The sequence below is a fragment of the Candidatus Filomicrobium marinum genome (assembly GCF_000981545.1).
Taxonomy (GTDB): Bacteria; Pseudomonadota; Alphaproteobacteria; order Rhizobiales; family Hyphomicrobiaceae; genus Filomicrobium; species Filomicrobium insigne.
In genome coordinates, this window is record NZ_LN829119.1 from 1,789,371 (window position 1) to 1,808,786 (window position 19,416).

At 55.8% G+C, this 19,416-nt stretch carries 17 protein-coding genes; 8 read left to right on the forward strand and 9 right to left on the reverse strand.

All coding sequences use genetic code 11. The annotated features are described in order from the left end of the window. Positions 1 to 140: 140 nt before the first annotated feature. Complete coding sequence (locus YBN1229_RS08435) at positions 141 to 1,076, forward strand: LysR family transcriptional regulator (RefSeq protein ID WP_046477976.1); 936 nt, start codon at positions 141 to 143, stop codon at positions 1,074 to 1,076. A gap of 101 nt (positions 1,077 to 1,177) precedes the next feature. Then, complete coding sequence (locus YBN1229_RS08440) at positions 1,178 to 2,158, forward strand: DUF808 domain-containing protein (protein WP_046477977.1); 981 nt, start codon at positions 1,178 to 1,180, stop codon at positions 2,156 to 2,158. A 16-nt stretch (positions 2,159 to 2,174) separates the two neighbouring features. Here the strand turns inward: YBN1229_RS08440 and YBN1229_RS08445 are convergent, their stop codons facing one another. Then, positions 2,175 to 6,305, reverse strand: a complete 4,131-nt coding sequence (locus tag YBN1229_RS08445; RefSeq protein ID WP_197540899.1) for a Pls/PosA family non-ribosomal peptide synthetase — start codon at positions 6,303 to 6,305, stop codon at positions 2,175 to 2,177. A gap of 212 nt (positions 6,306 to 6,517) precedes the next feature. Here YBN1229_RS08445 and YBN1229_RS08450 point away from each other — a divergent pair, with 212 nt between their 5' ends. Beyond that, positions 6,518 to 7,840, forward strand: a complete 1,323-nt coding sequence (locus tag YBN1229_RS08450) for a KamA family radical SAM protein (protein WP_046477978.1) — start codon at positions 6,518 to 6,520, stop codon at positions 7,838 to 7,840. 51 nt (positions 7,841 to 7,891) lie between these two features. Next, the gene (locus YBN1229_RS08455; RefSeq protein WP_052743791.1) at positions 7,892 to 8,572 is read left to right on the forward strand and encodes a 4'-phosphopantetheinyl transferase family protein; all 681 of its coding nucleotides are present in this window, start codon (positions 7,892 to 7,894) and stop codon (positions 8,570 to 8,572) included. Positions 8,573 to 8,591: 19 nt separating this feature from the next. Here the strand turns inward: YBN1229_RS08455 and YBN1229_RS08460 are convergent, their stop codons facing one another. After that, positions 8,592 to 9,644, reverse strand: coding sequence for a dienelactone hydrolase family protein (locus YBN1229_RS08460; RefSeq protein ID WP_046477979.1), 1,053 nt, complete (start codon positions 9,642 to 9,644; stop codon positions 8,592 to 8,594). Beyond that, a complete protein-coding gene (locus tag YBN1229_RS08465; RefSeq protein WP_046477980.1) occupies positions 9,641 to 10,657 on the reverse strand; it encodes a C45 family autoproteolytic acyltransferase/hydolase in 1,017 nt (338 codons plus the stop codon). Before YBN1229_RS08465 ends, YBN1229_RS08460 begins: the two co-directional genes overlap by 4 nt. 263 nt (positions 10,658 to 10,920) lie before the next feature. Between YBN1229_RS08465 and YBN1229_RS08470 the strand changes: the two genes are divergently transcribed. Together YBN1229_RS08470 and YBN1229_RS08475 are read left to right on the forward strand one after the other, a co-directional pair. Next, the gene (locus YBN1229_RS08470) at positions 10,921 to 11,511 is read left to right on the forward strand and encodes a VOC family protein (RefSeq protein WP_046477981.1); all 591 of its coding nucleotides are present in this window, start codon (positions 10,921 to 10,923) and stop codon (positions 11,509 to 11,511) included. A gap of 39 nt (positions 11,512 to 11,550) precedes the next feature. After that, positions 11,551 to 11,754, forward strand: a complete 204-nt coding sequence (locus tag YBN1229_RS08475; protein ID WP_046477982.1) for a hypothetical protein — start codon at positions 11,551 to 11,553, stop codon at positions 11,752 to 11,754. Between the two features lie 96 nt (positions 11,755 to 11,850). Here YBN1229_RS08475 and bcsS read toward each other — a convergent pair whose 3' ends face one another. Continuing rightward, on the reverse strand, positions 11,851 to 12,693 hold the full coding sequence (gene bcsS / locus YBN1229_RS08480) for a cellulose biosynthesis protein BcsS (RefSeq protein WP_046477983.1): 843 nt from the start codon (positions 12,691 to 12,693) through the stop codon (positions 11,851 to 11,853). Between the two features lie 399 nt (positions 12,694 to 13,092). On the opposite strand from bcsS, the gene YBN1229_RS08485 reads away from it, so the two are divergent. After that, positions 13,093 to 13,806 (forward strand): MOSC domain-containing protein, encoded by a 714-nt coding sequence (locus tag YBN1229_RS08485; protein ID WP_046477984.1) that lies wholly within the window; start codon positions 13,093 to 13,095, stop codon positions 13,804 to 13,806. 39 nt (positions 13,807 to 13,845) lie between these two features. Here the strand turns inward: YBN1229_RS08485 and YBN1229_RS08490 are convergent, their stop codons facing one another. The 5 genes from YBN1229_RS08490 to YBN1229_RS08510 all read right to left on the reverse strand — a co-directional run bounded on the left by YBN1229_RS08490 (position 13,846) and on the right by YBN1229_RS08510 (position 18,179). After that, on the reverse strand, positions 13,846 to 15,300 hold the full coding sequence (locus tag YBN1229_RS08490) for a GntP family permease (protein ID WP_046477985.1): 1,455 nt from the start codon (positions 15,298 to 15,300) through the stop codon (positions 13,846 to 13,848). Between the two features lie 3 nt (positions 15,301 to 15,303). Then, complete coding sequence (locus tag YBN1229_RS08495) at positions 15,304 to 16,368, reverse strand: patatin-like phospholipase family protein (RefSeq protein ID WP_046477986.1); 1,065 nt, start codon at positions 16,366 to 16,368, stop codon at positions 15,304 to 15,306. Positions 16,369 to 16,424: 56 nt separating this feature from the next. Continuing rightward, positions 16,425 to 16,988 carry an HdeD family acid-resistance protein gene (locus tag YBN1229_RS08500; RefSeq protein ID WP_046477987.1) on the reverse strand — a complete coding sequence of 188 codons (564 nt, stop codon included), beginning with the start codon at positions 16,986 to 16,988 and terminating at the stop codon, positions 16,425 to 16,427. Positions 16,989 to 17,067: 79 nt separating this feature from the next. Next, positions 17,068 to 17,382: a hypothetical protein gene (locus tag YBN1229_RS08505; RefSeq protein ID WP_046477988.1), complete on the reverse strand. Its 315-nt coding sequence runs from the start codon at positions 17,380 to 17,382 to the stop codon at positions 17,068 to 17,070. Positions 17,383 to 17,849: 467 nt separating this feature from the next. Further along, on the reverse strand, positions 17,850 to 18,179 hold the full coding sequence (locus tag YBN1229_RS08510; protein ID WP_052743792.1) for an HPF/RaiA family ribosome-associated protein: 330 nt from the start codon (positions 18,177 to 18,179) through the stop codon (positions 17,850 to 17,852). Positions 18,180 to 18,385: 206 nt separating this feature from the next. On the opposite strand from YBN1229_RS08510, the gene YBN1229_RS08515 reads away from it, so the two are divergent. After that, a complete protein-coding gene (locus YBN1229_RS08515) occupies positions 18,386 to 19,369 on the forward strand; it encodes a zinc-dependent alcohol dehydrogenase family protein (RefSeq protein WP_046477989.1) in 984 nt (327 codons plus the stop codon). Positions 19,370 to 19,416: the final 47 nt, after the last annotated feature.

Consider the following 19,416-nt stretch of genomic DNA (forward strand, 5'->3'; position numbering starts at 1 on the left):
TGATTACGCTATTGATTAAAAAGGCGTATTGACAATACGAAAAATAGATATGTTAGGTATAAATAATATTTATATCAAAGAAACGATGCTATAATTATTTGCAGTACTTGCAACTGTGTTGTGCAGCACAGAGGGGGCATATGGAACTGCGAGATTTAAGGACGCTTATCGGCATCGCGGAGTCGGGGAGTCTTTCGGGTGCCGCGCGCAAACTCAATCTAACGCAGCCAGCGTTGAGCGCCTCACTAAAGAGGCTGGAAGATGAGCTTAAAGTTCAATTGGTTGCGCGGCATTCTCGCGGAGCGGACGTCACAGAAGAGGGGAAGTTCGTTCTGCAGAAAGCCTATGCGATTCTGCATGATGTAGCTGATATGACCACGGTCGCGCAGGACCTCATCGAGGAGCCGATCGGCGACGTCCGTCTCGGCCTTCCGACTACTGTAGCGGGCGGCATTACGGCGGAACTTGTCCATAGATTGTGCACACGCCACCCGCTCGTGCGTCTTCATGTCATTGAAGCGATGAGCGGCGTGCTGGTCGAGCAGCTGCAGTTGGGGCGGCTCGACATGGCAATACTCTTCGACATTCAACCCATGGCGGGTTTGCGTAGTGAGCCCATCCTAATCGAAGAGCCCAGGCTGTTGGTTTCAGGCTCGCATGAATTGGCGTCGCGCAAGCAGATCCGTCTCGATGAGCTCGACCAGTTGGAACTCGTCATGCCGAGCCAGGTCCACAGCATTCGGGGACTAATCGATCGAATATCGAAGTCCGAGGGGGTCAGTCTCAAGATCATAGCCGATGTGGATTCGTTTCCTGGCATCGTATCGTTGGTGCAAAAGGGATATCCGACAATCTTTCCCACCTACCTCGTCCGAGAGCACATTGAACGGGGGACGATCGCCGCGATACCGCTCGTTCAACCGCGGATAGACTGGACGCTTCATCTCGCTACGAGACAGGATAGCGTTCGGCCACGGGCCAGTCTCGCGACGGCGCGATTGCTTATAGACCTCTGCTCGGAATTGGTCGTGAATGGAATTTGGCCAGGTCGGCTACACCCACGCCGCGCGCCCTAGGTCTTGCGCGCCAGCGCTTGGAACGCCATAAGCCAAACAGCTTCCAAGTTTACGAACTGCATCGTCCTTCGTCCTGAAACACTCAGAGGAGCACGGAAATTATGAGCGGTCTGCTTGCCCTTCTCGACGATGTCGCGGCCCTCACAAAATTGGCGGCTGCTCAACTTGATGACGTTGCGACCCAGGCCGCGAAGGCTGGCACGAAAGTCGCCGGCGTCGTGATCGACGATGGCGCCGTAACGCCGAAGTATCTGCACGGGCTCCCCGCCGCCCGGGAAATTCCCATCGTGATGAAGATTGCGCGCGGCTCTCTTTTCAACAAGATCGTTATTCTTCTGCCCGCTGCACTGCTGTTGAATGCGTTCTTTCCCTGGCTGTTGACGCCGCTGCTGATGTTGGGTGGCGCCTATCTCTGCTTCGAGGGTGCCGAAAAAATACTACACTGGCTCGTACCGTCGAAGGATCACGGCCCCAAACCCGAAACACTGGATGCCGCGCGTCTGGAACGCGAGCGGGTCGCTGGTGCGATCAAGACCGACTTCATCCTATCAGCGGAAATCATGACGATTGCGTTGGCGACTGTCGAAGCTGAAACTATCTGGATGCAAGCCGCCGTGCTCGCCCTCATCGCCGTTGGAATTACTGCCCTCGTCTACGGAACGGTTGCGATTCTTGTGAAGGCGGACGATTGGGGTTTAAAGCTCAGCCGGACCGGCGATTGGTCGGTGACCCGTGCCATTGGTCGAGGAATTGTGAGAAGTATGCCCGGCGTGATGGCGTTCATCTCGACAGTTGGCACTGCGGCAATGCTATGGGTAGGCGGCTCCATCGTAATTCACGGAGTCGAGGTGTTTGGCTGGACCGGGATAGGACACATCATTCATGACGCAGCCACTGCCGTCAGCCATACTGTGCCGGCGGCTGGTGTAACGCTGGAATGGATTGTGAAGGCAACACTGGACGGCTTGTTTGGTCTCGCAGTGGGTTTCGCGGTTATGCCTATCGCGCATTACGTGGTCACACCGCTGATCGAATTTGGGAAAGGCCTGTTTCGTCAGGGGCGTCCACCTGTCGAAGGGTGACAGGCGGACGCAATAATCAAGCTGATACCGTTGGGCTGCCGTGCCACCGACTGCCTTTGGGCATCGTCTCACCCTTCATGAGCAGCGACAATGGCCCCAGAACCGCACCCGGCTCCATAACGGTGTCGTAGAGAACAATGCTCATGTTGCCGATTGTGCAACCTTCCCCAATGTGAAGCTCTGACGACTTCATCACGCGATCTTCAAACAGATGGTTCTGGACCACGGTGCCGGCGTTCAGTGACGCGTGATCGCCGATGTTGACCAGATCGAACTCTGAGAACAGCGCCGTTTCGATGTAGCAGTAGCGGCCGATCTTGCAGCCCATAAGCCGAAGAAGTACGGATGCGAACGGCGTACCGAAGAAGTTCGTGATGAGCGGCGCCAAGAGCGTTTCGTAGAGGCCGTTGATCAACTCGTTCCACCAGACATAACGGCTCCAAAGTGGGACAACCTCGGGTTTGAAGCGTCCCATCACAAGCCATTTGAGGCCGACGACGGTTCCGATGCAGGTCATCAGCGCGAACCAGGACATCACCGGAATAGCGGTATATGCGCCCCAGACGCCGTACCAATTGTAGACGGCCACGACCACGAGCAGGCTCGCAATCCCGATGCCGCCAAAGACGTATCCCGGCAGAACGACGCGGAGGCCGTCGATGAGTGCACGCTGGAAGTACAACCAAAACGAAGGTTTATATGTCAGCCGCTGATCGAAGCACGTCACTTTCTGACGATTCGGCAGGCGGAAACCCGGTGAACCAAGCCAGTCCGTGCCGTCAGGGATCGCATCCGACGTATGCGGCGATGATGAAAGGACGCCCAGAAGGCAATCGCTGCCGAGATTCACGCCGGTCGATAAAATGGCGCTGTTTCCAAGGAAGGAGCGGTCGCCGATTTCGTTGGTCGCGACTTCGAAACGGCCAAGGTGCGTCCGCGTACTTCCCGTCATGCTTCCATCGGCGAAGAATACGCCGTCACCTGCGATCAGCATGTCAGGATTGACGCGCCAGACCGTCGACATCTCGGTATGTTTTCCGAGGCGTGCTCCAAGGTAGCGCATCCACGCCGGCAGATAGAGGGTCGTGAAAATCGGCATGCCGATAACTTGCGCAATTTGCATCACAAGGCTGGATAGCCAATGCTGCAGATAGGCAATTGAGTAGACTTTATAAACGCCCGGCTTCGGATTGGGATAAACGAGGTTCTTGCAGAGCCCGACCCAGAGAGCGAAGAAGATCATCGTTGCGGGTATGATCGCAAGAAAGCCCAAGGCGGCGACATTCGCAGGGTAATGCAACACCAACATCGCGGTGAGCCATGCTGACACGGCGACGGGGGCCACTGTCACAAGCGTGACGATGAAACCCAACGAGAGTTGCAGCAATGTGAACGTCGTAAGACGGAACCAGCCAAACAGGACGGGAGCGCCCTCGGGTGTCGCAACTTCGCTCTGCTGAGCTGGCGAGCCACGAAAGGCAGCGCTAGCCGGGACGATGGATCCGTCGGGAAGCATCGACTGATCGTCGAGGCGAGAATCGGCACCCATTTTGACGTTCAGGCCGAGAGCGGAGTGGCAGCCGATGAAACAGCGTTCGCCAATCTCCACGTTGCCGACGACGAGTTCGCCATCCTCCATTCGCAATGCAGGAAGCTGCGCGTCAACGCCGATGCTGACGTCGTTTCCGATTTTGATGCAGTCCCACGCGTAGATGAGGCTCGGGTTGAGGACGCAGCGTCGTCCAACGCGTGCACCCATGAGTCGCCACATGACAGGCGCTAACGGCGTACCGTTGAGAGCCGACATCCCGCTCAGGTGCTGCAGACGAGAGACAATCCACCAGCGGAGGTAATAGCTGCCCCACAGAGGATAACGACCTGGGCGGAACCGTCCGATAATGGTCCACTTTGCGGCGATTGCGATAACAACCAGCGCCAGCCAGGTGGCCAGGACGACCGCAAGGCTCGTGATGGCCAGTTCGACAACGGAGGCACGTTTCTGTAACGCCTCCATGGCGAGCGGCAGAATATAGACGATCGGCAAAGCCAGTAGCGGCACAATCGACAGCATATAAAGGACTTGAAATAGTACGGTTGACCAGGGGCGCTTCGGGGCGATGGCCTTGGCTGGAACAGCCGTAGCAGCCGTGGCCGCCGTTTTGGTCTTGGCCTGAGCGCTGACCTTTTCAATATGGGCCGCTAACTGCCGAACGGTCGGATGCGCATAGGTGTCACGAACCGGTACGCTTACGCTTAAGTCAGCACGCAGCGCCGTAACGAGTTGAGCGGCAAGCAACGAGTGTCCGCCAAGATCTGTGAAGAAGTTCTGCTCAGGCCCAACCTTGGGGACCTTCAGAAGCTTCGCCCAGACCGCAGCGACGCGCTCTTCAAATTCCGACATTTCAGCGTCGGTCGAAGCGTCCTCTGTCACCAGCGCGCGCGTTGGTGCAGGCAGACGATTACGGTCCACCTTGCCGCTGGTCAGCATCGGGAACTTGTCTAAGACGTCGAGATAGGCGGGCACCATATAGGTGGGAAGCCGATCCCGAAGAATGGCAAGCAAGTGCGACCGGTCCAGGGCGCCTGCGCCTTCTGTTAGCAGCACATATGCGGCAAGGCTTTGAACACCATCGGCATCATAGACTTTGACAGCAGACGACGTGATTTCTGACTGTTCGACGAGAATTGCTTCGATTTCAGACAGCTCGATACGGAAGCCCCGCAGCTTGACCTGACTGTCGATGCGGCCGAAGAATTCCAGTTCACCGTCAGAATTCCAGCGGACCTGATCGCCAGTCTTGTAGAGGCGGAGCGTCTGAGAGGTCGCTAGCTCATCGGAGACGGCATCAGACGGCGGCGCCCACGAGATGAAGGCACGCCCAGTGAGTTCCGGTTGATTGAGGTAACCGCGAGATAAGCCATCGCCGCTAACGTAAAGCTCGCCCTTTTCCCCATGCGGAACAGGCCGCATCTCGCTATCGAGAATGTGCAGGTTATAGCCCGGGAGCGGACGCCCGATGGTTACCGGCTTTCCGGCCTCAAGTACGCTCGCCGTCGTGTTGACCGTCGCTTCCGTTGGGCCATAGACGTTGCGCATCGTAAGGCCTGGACGGCACCAGCGGTTCACGAGGTCAGCGGGGCAAGCCTCTCCGCTAACAACGAGCTGTCTCAGAGAAGGAATGTTCTGTGTCAGAGTGGACAGCAACGTGGGAACAGTCGACAGGAAGGTTATCTTCCGGGACTTGAGGTAGTCCGCGAGATCCGCACCGAAACGCGGCGTGGCCTTGTCGCCGCAGACGAGCGTCGCGCCGTTCGAGAATGCCATCCACATCTCTTCCACGGAGCCATCGAATCCCAGAGAAAAACCCTGGTAAACGCGATCGTCGGCCGTCGTGCTGCACGCTTCATTGAAGGCTTCAACGAAGTGAACGACATTCCGATGTTCCGTAACGACGCCTTTCGGACGCCCTGTCGTGCCGGAAGTGAACAAGACGTAGCAGATGTCGTCCGCTTGGACGCGCGACTCGCTACGCGATAAGCGCGTGTCACTATAGCCACTCGCGGACATACGATACTGCTCGACGGTCACGACTTTGCCAGCGCTGATCTCTGACAAGCGCGCCTCGTATTCAGCCTCTGTCACGACAATCGCCAGATCTGCGGCTTCCGCGATATAGCGAATGCGGTCGTTTGGCAGTGAAGGTTCGATCGGAACGTAGGCGCCGCCTGACTTTAGGACAGCCAGAATCGTAATAATGGGCCACTGAGACCGGTCGAGTGAAATCCCCACAAAGCGTCCGGGGGTAACACCAAGAGCGCGCAGGTAGCGCGCCATTCTATTGGCTTCCTCTTCCAGCTCGAGATAGCTCAGAGCCTTATCGCCGCATTCAAGAGCAATTGCGTCGGGTGTGCGGTCAGCCTGTCGCTCGAATATTTCGTGGAGGCAGGGCGCCATCCGCGTTGGCTTCCATGATCGACCGGAACGAGACAATTGATCCAGTCGAGACATGAGAGAGTCGGATTTGGATTGAATGCGCGTTTCTCGCGATTCAGTCCGTGCGTCGATACCAAAATCAGCAGCGGCGAGCGTATCACCGGCCGCAAGTGCCGCATCACGCCATTTATTCTCTTTAAGAACAGAACTCATGAAAACCGCCACATGCGCGAAAAAATGATTGGTGCTTGTGTCGGAACGCAAACTTCGTGCCGATTATAGCCAGAAAAAAGCAAACGGATCTGTAAATACTTTTTTAACCACTAAGAGGAGGAGCGTCGAGCTTAACCAGGAATCGGTCTGTGATTTGCGCAGGGTATGGCCAGTTGTTCAAATTTGATACGAATTTGAGGCGGAGTTGAACCATGCCCCACACCGACATCCTGGGCTTTGAGAATACGTCGGGGCTCTATGCTGCGACTGATAAGTCAGAATTTCTTGATCATAAATGGCAAGATAAGAATTCGGTTTTCCGAATTGATCAGCTTGAGGCAGCGCTTGGAAATGTCGCGCCGGAAAGCTTTGTTAACGAAATGCGCGAGGGTTTGAAAAAGGTCGGCATGTCAATCCGGCTTAATCCATACATCCTCGACTTGATTGACTGGCGCAATGCAGAAAGCGATCCAATTCGCCGGCAGTTCTTGCCGATGCTCTCCGAGCTTGAAGAAGATCATCCATGCACGTCAGTAGACTCGCTGGACGAGCGTAAAACATCGCCGGCTCCGAACCTGATACACCGTTATCCCGACAAGGTTCTGTTCCTCGTCACCTCTGTTTGCCCGGTATATTGCCAATACTGCACGCGCAGCTATGCCGTAGGCCAGGCGACGGAGTCGTTGCAAAAAGATACGGTTACAAGTGCAAGCGGCTGGTTGGCCGCCCTCAACTACATCCGCTCAAACCCAAGCATTGAGGACGTTGTGGTTTCCGGCGGCGACATCGCCCGCCTGAAGCCAGCGAATATCAAACTCATCGGCCATGCGCTCCTCGACATCGAGCACGTAAGGCGTATTCGCTTCGCAACCAAATCGGTTTCCGTTCAACCGATGAAGTTCCTTTCGGATGATCCTTGGTACGAAGCGATCAATGAGGTGGCGCAGCGTGGCCGCTCCTTATTCAAGAGCGTCTTCGTTCACACCCACTTCAACCATCCGCGCGAGGTTACGCCGCTGGTTGAGAAGGCTATGCGTCGGCTCTTTTCGGATGGCATTCACGTTCGCAACCAGGCGGTTCTCCTGCGCGGCGTAAACGACAATCCCAGCACAATGATCGAACTGATCAAGAAGCTGAGCGCCGTGAACATCCAGCCTTACTATGTCTACTCATGCGACATGGTCATGGGTACAGAGCACTTCCGAGTTCCAGTAAGTGACATGCAAATGCTGGAGCGTGAGGTGCGCGGAGCGACCGCCGGATTCAACACGCCATTGTTCATCGTGGACACCCCAGGTGGCGGTGGCAAGCGCGACGTCCACAGCTTCGAGTATCAGAACTCGAAGTTCGGAGCGACGGGCTACCGGTCGCCGTCGGTCGATCGGAACCGGATGTACTTCTACTTCGATCCGCTGAGGACGCTTGATCCCGCAGCGCGTGCCGAATGGCGTGCTCCAGGTGGCCGCGATGCCATTTTGGCACGTCTTCCTTCGGTACTCCCCACGGCGAAGCCTTCCGTGATGGCCGCCGAGTAACAACCCCAAAGGACTGGCCCGCGCCCGGCTTTCAACGCGCGGGAGTGAGCCATGACCCAAATTCGTGTGTACGGGGCGGACCTCTGCCGTTTAACGGCAGAGGACTGCTATCCGATTCTGGACTCCAGTGAAGCGCAGAGAGCTGCCTCGATCAGCCATCTTCTGGTGCGAGAGGAGTTCGTCAAAACCCGTGCATTACTCAGAACGGTTCTCGGCGCATACACAGATAGAAGTCCGAGAGATTTCACGTTCACCACAGGTGTGAACGGAAAGCCGCGCCTTGTCGGAGACGATCAAATCCATTTCAACGTATCGCACGCGGCCGGCCGTGCCTTGATCGCGATTGCTCCGGGCGCTGTCGGAATCGACATCGAGCGCGCCGACAAATCCATCAATCATTTGGAAGTGGCGGCTGAGATCTTCAGTCCCGAGGAATATGCAGCCGTCGAGCGCGCTCCACGGCTTGACCGCAGCGAAATCTTCTTCACCATCTGGACCCGCAAAGAGGCATACCTCAAAGCGACGGGCTGTGGTTTTTCTGCCAATCTTGAGCGGATTTCCTCGATGACGCCGGACCGCGAGATCGAGGATACGAGCATGCCTCAAGGATCGGAACATTGGTTCGCTTATGACCTGCCCGCGCCGGAATTCTTTCGCGCGGCGTTGGTTACATCATCTGATAGCTTGGAGATATCGATGTCAGATGTGTCCGGCATTTTGCAGGCTCACTAGGCCAGCAATTCTAGCCGCGTCAGCTTGTAGGCTTCTCGTCAAGAACGCCCGTCCGACGCAGAAAAGCAATGATGTCGTCCGTTGCCTGTTTCTTAAGAGACCATGAACCACCGCAACACGTCACGCCTTGGATCATGCAGGAGTCTCTGGCCCAAGAGTGCCAATCATCCTCGGGCAGGAGCTCACCCGTGTGCGCGGAGTACATTTTGCCGTCATCCTCAATCCAGACACGACATTTCGAGTAGTTCTCGGCCTCAGGATCGTGTTCAGGCCACCAGCCAAGTTCCTCCCACGCGTGATGCGCTCCTTTATACACTTTGGTTTCAATGCGTTCGTTTCCCGCGTTCTTTATGCGCAAGGATTCTGCCAGGCAGGGTTTGGCCGGCGTCTGATCATCAAGTTCAGCCAACATAAATAGTATGGGCGCCCCAGTTGTCTGCGCGTTGCGCGTAATCCAAGTGCAGTCGGGAGAAATGGCAATGTGTGCTGCAAAGGCGATATCGTCTACGCCCATCCATCTGCGCCGGATCGTCAAGGCTGTATCCATTGCGACGGTGCCGCCTTTCGATACACCCATAATCGCAATGCGATCCGGAATGAAACGCTCGTCTGCGACCAGTTTGGCAAGGCCAGCAATAGCGTCGTTTTCGACATCCCATTGCTCCAACACGCTCTGGTCATAAAGAGAATCCGTCAGGCCGCGCGATGCGAAGCTGTCGATGATAAGCACCGCAGCACCGACCTTTGTTAGCTCCCGCGCGTAGTACACCTCACGCGTTTCTTCGACACCACTGCTCGAGGGCGTGATCACGACCGCGGGAATGGGAAATTCTACGGCCTTTGGAATGTAGAGCGTAGCTTGGACTTCGACGGGTTCGTCATTTGTCGTACCCGGCACAACATTGGTGACAAACCTCATTTGCTCGGTCGTGAAAGGCTCCTTTGCTGGGCCCCGTGACAACAAAAAGCTAGCTAATATCAAAGTGACAATGGAAGCCAGCACTAGGCTTCCCCACATGAAGCGCTGTCTGCTCGCTGTCGTCCAAATGCGCTTCGCAAGTGGAAAGGTCATGCGATGAACTCTGTCTTGTCGCAGAGGAAATTTATCGGGTAATCAATCCAGCCTTTTTTGCGCTCTCGTCGTAACCAGAAACTCGCTGTTTGCTGGTCTATATCGACGATAGCTCGCGCGATGGTATTGCGATTGAACAGGCTTGAAACGGCGCCCCGGCTTTCGTCACTCATCAGCTCTTTCATCGAGGCCATGTCCATGCCCGGCCGGGCGAGATCGCACGCGCTGTCGTAACGTCGGAATGTACTTTTGCCGTCGGTCTCGTCTTGGAAACACCTTAGCGTCGGAGAGAGTAGATGATTTGTATGAATGCTGGGAGTGTCTGGATACCGCACGCTGTGTCGCATAGCGGTACACTCCACAACGCAAACATCCCCATCGCTGCCTACGAGATTGTGAGCAAAGCCTGAAGAGCGCGGAACAGCAAGAACACCGTTGAGCTCTGCATCTAAACTACGAATTTCGGCCATTCTGCGGGCGATCACGAGCTTAGGAACGCCGATCTGCCAGTCCGTATGATCCAAGCTGTTGATGGCTTGCACATAACCGTTCGAGCTGATGGACAAGGCCGTCCCCCCTAAGGGGCAGCCATAATAATAAAGCTCTAGAGTTGTCGTGTCTCCGCATCTCTTTTTCAGGATGCAGATATCGTCGGATGCATCCGGATCCCAATCTTCATTATGAGCGATTAAGCGGCCGTTGTTGGTAACGACCGTCGTGCATTTCTCATAGTCGTCATCGCCAAGTTCATCCTCGATGCTCATCGCCCACAGTTCGATTAGAGGAACACCAGCCGCATCGGCATAGGCGTCCAATTCCTCGACATAAGCGGGAAAGTAACGAGCGGTTTGCTGGAGCAGCGGCTTGGCTTCATTCAACAGCTCCTGCCAGTCCTCGTCTTCACGGGATTCGGCGAGGTAGCCCCTAATGATAGATCCAAACATTTTACCAAGCGCGCGACCGCAGGCCGAAGGGCTGTTGGCATCAATTTCGTGATAGTTACGGTGGGCCATTTCGTCAGTGTGTCTCGTGCTGGAATGAGAGCAGTTCGATGCAGAGGTGTTGGGTGCGAAGCGACGAATTATTTACTGAGCAAACAAAATACCAAACCCAATTGGCATCACAGGGCACATTGTAAATTTTTTATTACCGCGGCAGGTCATGCATTTATTAAACGACCGAACTCACGAAATCCGTCGTTCTGCACCTGGCATTGGAATTGCTTCTGTCCCCTCATTGGCTCTCAAAATTGTAAAACCTGCCTTTAGAGGACAGTATGTCGAATCCGATTATGATCCAGACGCCCCAAAATGGTGCCCGTCTATTTAAGACTCTTAACCTTCGTCAGCACGTTAAGTTGGTGGCGTCTATGGCCTTTGCGGGGCTCGTGTTGGCGTGTGCGCCTGCGCAAGCCGTCGAGGCAACAACAAATACCACACCGAACCGCGGTTCCTGCTCCGGTGTAGGCTTTATCTGGTGGAGTGAATTGCTCGCCCCAGAAACGGAAAAGCTGACAGACTTCTATTCCAAGGTAATGGGTTGGAATACGAAGGTCGTTGATGCTGATGATCAGACCCAGGAGCCCAGCTCTCCCGAGGATCGCTATACTATTTTCCTGAACGGCAACCAGGAGGTCGCCGGACTAATGCGAGCCAATCATCCGGTTGCGCCGCATACAGGATTAGGTTGGTTCACTTATATGGAAGTTGAGGACGTGGACGCGACCATCGAGAAGGTGGAGGCTAATGGTGGCACCATCCTGCGCGATCCAATGGAGACCGAGAACGGTGATGTCATCGCAGTTGTGAACGACCCGATGGGCAACGTCTTCGGCATCGTGACGCCCGCTCAAAAGCCCAACTGCTGAACCGAGCGCTCCAGCAAAATACGCGTTCAGGAGGAAGCAATGAAGGCCTACTTAGTCAAGAATGAGAATGGCGGCGTCGCGAGCGGTTGGCTGCTTCGCGAGGGAGTATCGATAAATTCGGCCATGTGCCGGCCTCGTGGAACGCAAACGGAGCCGGTCAAGGTCGAAGAAGCGTCGGTCGAAACTGTTTTGCGTGGGGCGGCATCTCCCCAAAACGCAATCAGCCACCAAGAACATTCCTGAGTTTTGAGAAGATTAGGATCTAAAAAAAGCCGTGGCGGTAAGCCACGGCTTTTTTATTTGTAAAGGCGCAAGTGAACTTGCGGATATGTCGCTAGGTCACTTCATAGGAAGGCCGCGACGAGGTTCACCAAGAGCCATCCGGAATTCAATGGTGGCATAACCACCTTCTTCACCGAACTCACCTGCAAATCCGTCATCAGCAAACTGGTAACCGCCAGAGCCGATGATCGTGGTAGCGACAGTGCCAATCTCAAAGTCTAGCTTCAAGAAGCCGCCAAGGCGCTGTGCATCACCGGAATCGTCGCCCAGAGCCCAAGCCTCAGGCCCAATCGTGAAACGGTCGAAGCTGTAGCCAACCCGGGCAAGAGAATAATAGTTGTCGAAAGCTGTCGAGTAGCTACCGCCGAGAGCGAAATACAGGGGCGAATTGCTCAGGTCGTTGGATTCGATATCGGCAACAACCTTGAACCCGAATTCATCATCCTCATCACGACCACGGAAATTGGGGTTGGGATCAGACGTAACAGATTCACGATCGTAGTATTCAGCACCAACAAGCACCGAGAGGTCGAAACCGTTACGAACCCACAAATAGCCGAACATGATGTCGCCGGTCCAATAGTCACCGTCAACGGAGCCGGGTCCATTACCGAACGGTCCTTGCCCAGGGCCATAGTCATAATCGTAATCGCCGATCGAGCCGTAAATCCGGCCAATCCAGCCGGACTGGCCTAAATCCCGATTGAAGCCATAGTAGATGCCGGAGTAACCCTCGCGAGCGCCATTGGTCAGTTCACCACCGGAAAACGTGACGATCGGGTATGCCAGATCGCCGTACGACGGTTGATAAAAGCCATCGTCACCTGCGAATGCTGAGGTTGCGATGAGGCCGGCAGTAAATGCCGAGGCCAGAGCGATCGTCGATTTCTTTATTGCCATAGCTGTTACGGCTTCCCCCTTGCCGGAGCCAAAATCCAAGAAACATTGCTAGTAGGATTAACTGAGTCGCGGGTTAACAGCACATAAACAGGTGCGCATACCTGAGACATTGTTGCGAATTTGGTACAGTTCGCCACCGTGAAGCCGACGTAATGGTGATTCACAGAAAAATTTGGATGTGAAGAAACGCGGAACCGTATCGCAAAATGCTTTTACTTCAGCGCAGTAAAGCACGAAAAACGATTCGTTAAAATGGACCCAACAGAATGTGCGCTGAGGCCGGATGCCGCGACGCATGGTGCTGATGGTCCCATCTTAAGGGCCGTTTGGACACAGGACACGAGCGGCTCAAACGGTTCACGTATGACAGCAAAACAAGGCGAGTAAGGACGGGCTTGGATGACAGCCGGCTTGGCAATCATTGAACATATGTATGCCGGGGTTTCACGGCCGTTAGGGCCATCAGGGGCGCTTAGTGCCATCGATAAGTCAGCTGTTGCCGGTCCCTGGCGCGTTACCCGCACGGGGTTGGTTGGCGACGAGCAAGCTGATCCCCGGCATCATGGCGGGCCAGAGAAGGCGCTGCATCATTACGCCCGGGATCACTATGCGACGTGGTCAGCGGAGATACCCGAAATTTCGCCATTGCTCGATGAGCCTCCTGCCTTCGGTGAAAACATCTCCACTTATGGATTGACTGAAGCTGATGTCTGTCTGGGGGACACAATGCGTCTGGGCGCTGTGGTGTTACAGGTGTCCCAAGGCCGGCAGCCATGTTGGAAATTGAATGCGCGCTTCGGCGTGGCGGACATGGCCATGCGCGTCCAACGTTCAGGGCGTTCGGGCTGGTACTATCGAGTTCTCGAAGAGGGGAGCATTGAGCCGGGCGACACGCTTTGCCTGATTGAACGCCCACATCCCGAATGGCCGCTCGCTCGCGCGATTTCGGTTCTCTATCAGCGCACGCTCGCCTTCGAAGAACTGACCGCGCTTGCCGCAATCCCAACACTTGCAGAAAGCTGGCGCCGCCTGATGCAACGCCGCCTTGAGACGTCCAAGGTTGAGGACTGGAGCAAGCGGCTCACGGGCGTCGATAAAGAAGAGACATCCTGAGGTCTCCGGTCTGAGCGTCATCTAGGCGGCGGGAAGGGCTCAGAAGGACCCAAACAACGAGCCCAGGAGGATTACGGCGACGAGGGCGATAATGGCGCCGACGATCGCCACCATGACGATATCTCGATAGCTGTCCCCGTGCGTGGTCCCGCACACGGCAAGCAGGGTCACGACGGCGCCGTTGTGCGGGAGGCTGTCGAGAGTGCCCGAGCCGATCACCGCCACACGATGCAGCAGCTCCGGGTTGATACCCAGTTCATGGGCAAGCTGCATGTATGTTTCGCCAAGCGTATCCAGCGCAATCGTGAGCCCACCTGATGCGGAGCCGGTGAGCGCAGCCAAAACATTGGTCGCGACCGTGAGCGAGACAAGAGGCCCGCCCTCGATAGAGAGGACCCAATCCCGGACCAACGCAAACGCCGGCAATGCGGCAATGACCGCGCCGAAGCCCACCAGGCTTGCAACACTGACGGCAGGCAGCACCGCGGCGTTGGCGCCTGCGTCCATGCTTTCGCGCAATGCCGGCAGCCGTTGCCTGTTTGTGAGGATCAAAATCAGTGTTGCGGAAGCCAGTGCGACGGCAACAGACCAGACGCCACCCACCGCTGACAAAGACGTTGCTCCCCAACGCTCCTCTGCCAGGAATGAGAAATCCAGCGACGGCAAGATAAAGATTGCCATAAGCAGGTTGATGCCGACGACCGCAACAAGTGGCAGCACTGCGAGTCCAATCGGCGGAAGGCTGTCGCTCTGTTGCCCATGTCGCAACTCTGCGGGGTCAAACTCGCGCGCGGTTGTTGCCCGTTCTCGAATAAGCTGATCGTCGGCCACTGTATCAAGCGGGCTCGCATTGTCGCCGCCAAAGCCCTCACCTGCTTCTCGCGCCGAAGCCTCCACGCGGTTGAGCCACCACATCCCGAACCCGAACATGATGAGCGCGGCAACAATTCCAAGTCCAGGTGCCGCAAACGGGGTTGTTCCGAAGAACGGCATCGGAATGGCATTTTGAATGGCCGGTGTTCCCGGCAACGCCGACATTGTGAAGGTCGATGTCCCGAGCGCGATGGCTGCGGGCATCAGCCGGCGTGGGATGTTCGCCGCGCGAAACAGTTCCTGCGCCATGGGGGCCAGAACAAAGAAGGCGACAAACAGACTAACGCCGCCATACGTGACCATCGCCCCAGCAAGCACGACCGCCAACATGGCGTGGCTCGGTCCAAGACGCTCAGTCATGAAGCGCGAAATGGCTCGGACCGATCCGCTGTCGTCCATCAACTTGCCAAACAGCGCGCCGAGGAGAAATAGAGGAAAGAATTGCGCGAAGAAGTTTGCAGCGCTGCCCATGAACGTTTGCGTCCAGTGAGCAAGTAACGGCTGATTTGAAAGGGCGGCTGCCAGGAGCGCCGCTGCCGGCGCCAACAGAAGAATGCTCCAGCCCCGGTAGGCAAACCAGATCAACAATCCCAGGGCGATCAGGATTCCGAAAAGCCCCATGACCTAGCACTCCGCCAAAAGAACATCGAGATCGGCCGTGGAGCTCTGCCCGATATCGTTTTTGTGCACATCGAGAAATTCTGAAGCGCAACGTCGCCCTTCATCCCGCAGCATGGTGAGGAAGGCCCATTCGGCGTTTAGCTTTGACGAGTAACCCAACGTCACCATCATGTCGCTCATGATCCGATGGGTTCGCATACTAGCCCAACGCGCACCTTCTCCCGAGCCAGGGTCGGCCACCTGACGCAAAAGCGCGATCATCCTCAGCTCTTTCATGAGCGTCGCATTGAAGGAGACCTCATTCAGTCGATTGAAAATCTCCGCTGCGGTCCTGGGCGTTCCCGGGCGCTCCCGAGGGTTGATTTGTACGAGGATCGTATCCTGCGCATCGCTTTCACGGACCAGGGGCGTAATTGTCGGATTTCCCGCAAACCCACCATCCCAGTAGGGTTCACCGTCTATTTCCACGGATTGAAACAGTGTTGGCAGACATGCGGAGGCGAGTAGGACCTCCGGCGTAATTTCCGCGTTCCGGAAGATGCGGCCGCGCCCGGTTCGGACGTTTGTAGCCGTAACGAACAGTTTGATCGGCGCGCGGGAGAGCCTCTCAAAATCGATACTCTCTTCCAGGATCCGGGTAAGTGGATTGAACCCTTGCGGATTGAGGTCGTAGGGCGAGAAAACTCGCGACATCAAATCCATCGCGATGAAGGCTGGTGAGGTATCAAGCGTCCAACGCCCGAGCATCCGATCGATTGGAGTTCGTTGCAGGGGGCTTAAGGCGGCGGCCCGAGATACGCGATTCCAATAGGCATCAAGAGCCGCGCGTGCACCAATCGCGCCGTTGTCTGTCCAGCCATCGGCGAGGACGGCAGCATTCATCGCGCCGGCCGATGTGCCAGAGATGGCGTCAATCTTGAGGTCAGGCTCTTCGAGAAGCCTATCCAATACGCCCCAAGTAAATGCGCCATGAGACCCCCCACCTTGCAGCGCGAGGTCAATGAGCTTCACCGTCGTTCGACGGCGGGAACCAGATCTGTTGGTCGTCTTGCCCCCACCCGATGGCATCCGTTGCTATCCCTACTCCCAACATACCCTTCTGGTTCGGCAGAAGTCCGGAAACGTCACGCTGGAACGGCGCGATGGTCATGCCGCATGCGCCAACCAAGCGAAATCCACCAGAACCCATGGATGAGCAGATCCACGCCCACGACGAGGCCAAGCACCCATAGGCCACTGATCGGCCACTGAGTGAGGATGACTGCACCAGCGGCGATGCCGACGACTCCGGAAAGTAATAGAAGCCATCCGGCCCAGTCCCAGTATTGAAAGGCTTGGAAAAGACGCACGATACCGGAAGCGATCAACGCGATCCCGAAAACGAGCGTGAGGGCGATCGAAGCGCGCAGCGGGTCGGCGACAAGTAGGACACCACCGGCTGCGTACAAGAAGCCGACCAACAGCCTCAGCAGGAAGCCGCGCCAATGCTGTGCGGAGAAGGAATGAATGATTTCCGCGATACCAGCAACAAGCAGAACGATACCGATCAGCACAGCACTGATAACCGTTGCAAGGGCCAAATCTCCGAGAATGAAAAGCCCGGCGATAACAAAGACGACCCCGAGCAGAATAGCGCCCCACCAACTCGCACCGCCAGAATCGGTATAGGTAATTGATTTGTCCGCCATGATTTAATCTCCAGGAATTGGGGTTGCAAAACCTTATCGAGTTCGCGGCCATGCGATTGCACGACCGCGTCGAACACCATTATTTTTCCGGAGTGGTCATCTTTGGGACCGCACCGCTCATATTTCCGGTTGCAGGAAGTTTCCCGGCTTCGTCGCCCATGGTCTTAGCGGGGCCTTTGGGGCCGACAGATCCGGTTTCCATTTCGGGGGAGGGGCGAGGAGTAGCTCCCATTTCTGGGAGACGCTCGCTCATGGTCCCGGTCGCAGGCAGTTTTCCGGCTTCATCGCCCATGGACTTGGGCGGACCACCTTTCGTATTGTCCTGAGAGATCGCTGGTGAGGATATTGCGCCGGCCAAGAGAATAAGAAGTGCCGATGTCAGATAAGGTCTCATTTTTAGGTCTCCGCAGTGAATGAATCCGCTATGAGACCCCCCATTCTCAGTGCCACTATAAAAGAAAATTTTGCTTTGGCGTATCAATTAATTTTCGAGGCGCGGCAATAGTTAATGGATAGCTATAGAGATAATTTCGAAATTCATGCGGTGGGCGCGGAGTTGCAAGGTGTTGATTCATTGCGTTTTGCAAAAGTGGCAGGAGAAAAATAGTTCAGCCGACGGAATATGATGGGCGGAATTAAAAATTAAAAGGCGCGTGAGGCGTAAGCTTGAGTAACGTGGCTAGGGAGCCGCAAAAGACGCAGAGCATCATGGAGGCGTCAATGCAAATGGTAAGGCTCGATGCTGCCGAACAGAGAGCCGCTTAAGAGGCGCAAATAACACTGAAAATTTAAGGCCCTTAATAAGATGTCTTCCCCGGCCTGATGACCGGGGAAGCATATTTGCAACTCGGTATGCCGTGGTTAGTGTCTGGCCAATTTCTCCTTACGCTCCACGAGAATACGCTCAGCAGCCTCGAAGGCCTCGCGCACGGCTACGTTGACATCCTCAGCGGCTTCACCGCGACTTGCCTCACCTGTGACGTTAATATCCGGACCAGGAATTGAGAGTTTCAGGTGGACCTTGAACTCCCGGCCTGTAACTTTCCGTTTTTGAGGAGCTTCTATCACGACTTCACAGGCAACGATCCTGGGATAGAGCTTCTGAAGATCCGTGAGACGTTGTCGGACTTGGTTCTCGACCGCCTCAGAAGACTCTAGATGCCGAAACGTGATGATGAGTGGGTCTTGCATAGTCTTGCCTCGCGAAGTGAAGCCTACAGCGTCAAAGCTGGATGCGACGGAAACGGATGGATTGTGTAAGTGAAACCCCCGCCGTGAAATGTTCCAAACTCTTTGCACTGCATCAAAGCCAACGAGTGTTGGTCCTATTTATTTAGGTATGGAAGCGGCCACGGCCTAGACCGTCAACAGCGAAAAATTGACTGCAGGGTGTGCGCATGAAGGCAATGATTTTCGAAAAGCTTGACAAGCCTCTGCAACTTGTCGAGCGGCCAGATCCAACGCCCGGCGAAGGTGAAGTACGTGTAAAGATAGAAGCATGTGCGGTGTGCCGGACCGACCTTCATATCGTTGATGGTGATCTGTCAGAGCCAAAGTTGCCGTTGGTGCCAGGGCACGAGATCGTCGGCATTGTTGATGCCGTCGGACCGGGTGTTTCCGCAGACCGAATTGGACACCGCGTTGGCATACCCTGGCTGGGCCAGACTTGTGGGCAGTGCGGTTATTGCCGGAGCGATCGTGAAAACCTCTGTGACCATCCTTTGTTCACTGGTTACACGCGCGACGGAGGATTTGCCACGCATACGGTGGCCACGTCGGACTTCGCGTTTGACCTCGATCCCAACGCTGATCCGATAGCAACGTCACCTCTCCTGTGTGCAGGTTTGATTGGATGGAGGTCGTTGCGCCATGCCGGTGAAGGCAAAATGATAGGGATCTACGGTTTTGGTGCGGCGGCTCATATCATTACTCAGATATGTCTGTGGCAGGGGCGTGCCGTGTACGCCTTCACCCGCCCCGGAGATACGGAATCGCAAGAGTTTGCGCGAAGCCTTGGGGTCACATGGGTGGGCGGTTCAGATGAACCTTCGCCGGAACTTATCGATGCTGCGATAATTTTTGCACCGGTGGGCGCGCTCGTCCCGGCCGCTCTTGCGGCGGTCGCTAAAGGTGGAAGGGTCGTGTGCGGTGGCATTCACATGAGCGACATTCCGCAAATGCGCTACCGCTTGATCTGGGGCGAGCGCGAGCTTGTATCGGTGGCAAACCTAACGCGTCAGGATGCGCGGGAGTTCTTCCCTGTAGCCCGCAAGGCTGGGGTGAAGACGCATACCACGGTTTATCCCCTGGACGCGGCCAACGACGCGTTGGCGGATTTGCGCTCCGGTCGACTTAATGGAGCAGCGGTACTGGTGCCGTAATGTTCGGCCGATATGGGTACCACCGATCCAACAAAGCTCTTTCCAAA

What these genes read in the sequence shown, in the direction of transcription:
- YBN1229_RS08495 (WP_046477986.1), bottom strand. Translation starts at nt 16,368, where the DNA reads ATGCCATCGGGTGGGGGCAAGACGACCAACAGATCTGGTTCCCGCCGT.
- YBN1229_RS08450 (WP_046477978.1), top strand. Translation starts at nt 6,518, where the DNA reads ATGCCCCACACCGACATCCTGGGCTTTGAGAATACGTCGGGGCTCTAT.
- YBN1229_RS08490 (WP_046477985.1), bottom strand. Translation starts at nt 15,300, where the DNA reads ATGGGGCTTTTCGGAATCCTGATCGCCCTGGGATTGTTGATCTGGTTT.
- YBN1229_RS08455 (WP_052743791.1), top strand. Translation starts at nt 7,892, where the DNA reads ATGACCCAAATTCGTGTGTACGGGGCGGACCTCTGCCGTTTAACGGCA.
- YBN1229_RS08475 (WP_046477982.1), top strand. Translation starts at nt 11,551, where the DNA reads ATGAAGGCCTACTTAGTCAAGAATGAGAATGGCGGCGTCGCGAGCGGT.
- YBN1229_RS08440 (WP_046477977.1), top strand. Translation starts at nt 1,178, where the DNA reads ATGAGCGGTCTGCTTGCCCTTCTCGACGATGTCGCGGCCCTCACAAAA.
- YBN1229_RS08445 (WP_197540899.1), bottom strand. Translation starts at nt 6,305, where the DNA reads ATGAGTTCTGTTCTTAAAGAGAATAAATGGCGTGATGCGGCACTTGCG.
- YBN1229_RS08515 (WP_046477989.1), top strand. Translation starts at nt 18,386, where the DNA reads ATGAAGGCAATGATTTTCGAAAAGCTTGACAAGCCTCTGCAACTTGTC.
- bcsS (WP_046477983.1), bottom strand. Translation starts at nt 12,693, where the DNA reads ATGGCAATAAAGAAATCGACGATCGCTCTGGCCTCGGCATTTACTGCC.
- YBN1229_RS08435 (WP_046477976.1), top strand. Translation starts at nt 141, where the DNA reads ATGGAACTGCGAGATTTAAGGACGCTTATCGGCATCGCGGAGTCGGGG.
- YBN1229_RS08470 (WP_046477981.1), top strand. Translation starts at nt 10,921, where the DNA reads ATGTCGAATCCGATTATGATCCAGACGCCCCAAAATGGTGCCCGTCTA.
- YBN1229_RS08465 (WP_046477980.1), bottom strand. Translation starts at nt 10,657, where the DNA reads ATGGCCCACCGTAACTATCACGAAATTGATGCCAACAGCCCTTCGGCC.
- YBN1229_RS08485 (WP_046477984.1), top strand. Translation starts at nt 13,093, where the DNA reads ATGACAGCCGGCTTGGCAATCATTGAACATATGTATGCCGGGGTTTCA.
- YBN1229_RS08505 (WP_046477988.1), bottom strand. Translation starts at nt 17,382, where the DNA reads ATGAGACCTTATCTGACATCGGCACTTCTTATTCTCTTGGCCGGCGCA.
- YBN1229_RS08510 (WP_052743792.1), bottom strand. Translation starts at nt 18,179, where the DNA reads ATGCAAGACCCACTCATCATCACGTTTCGGCATCTAGAGTCTTCTGAG.
- YBN1229_RS08500 (WP_046477987.1), bottom strand. Translation starts at nt 16,988, where the DNA reads ATGGCGGACAAATCAATTACCTATACCGATTCTGGCGGTGCGAGTTGG.
- YBN1229_RS08460 (WP_046477979.1), bottom strand. Translation starts at nt 9,644, where the DNA reads ATGACCTTTCCACTTGCGAAGCGCATTTGGACGACAGCGAGCAGACAG.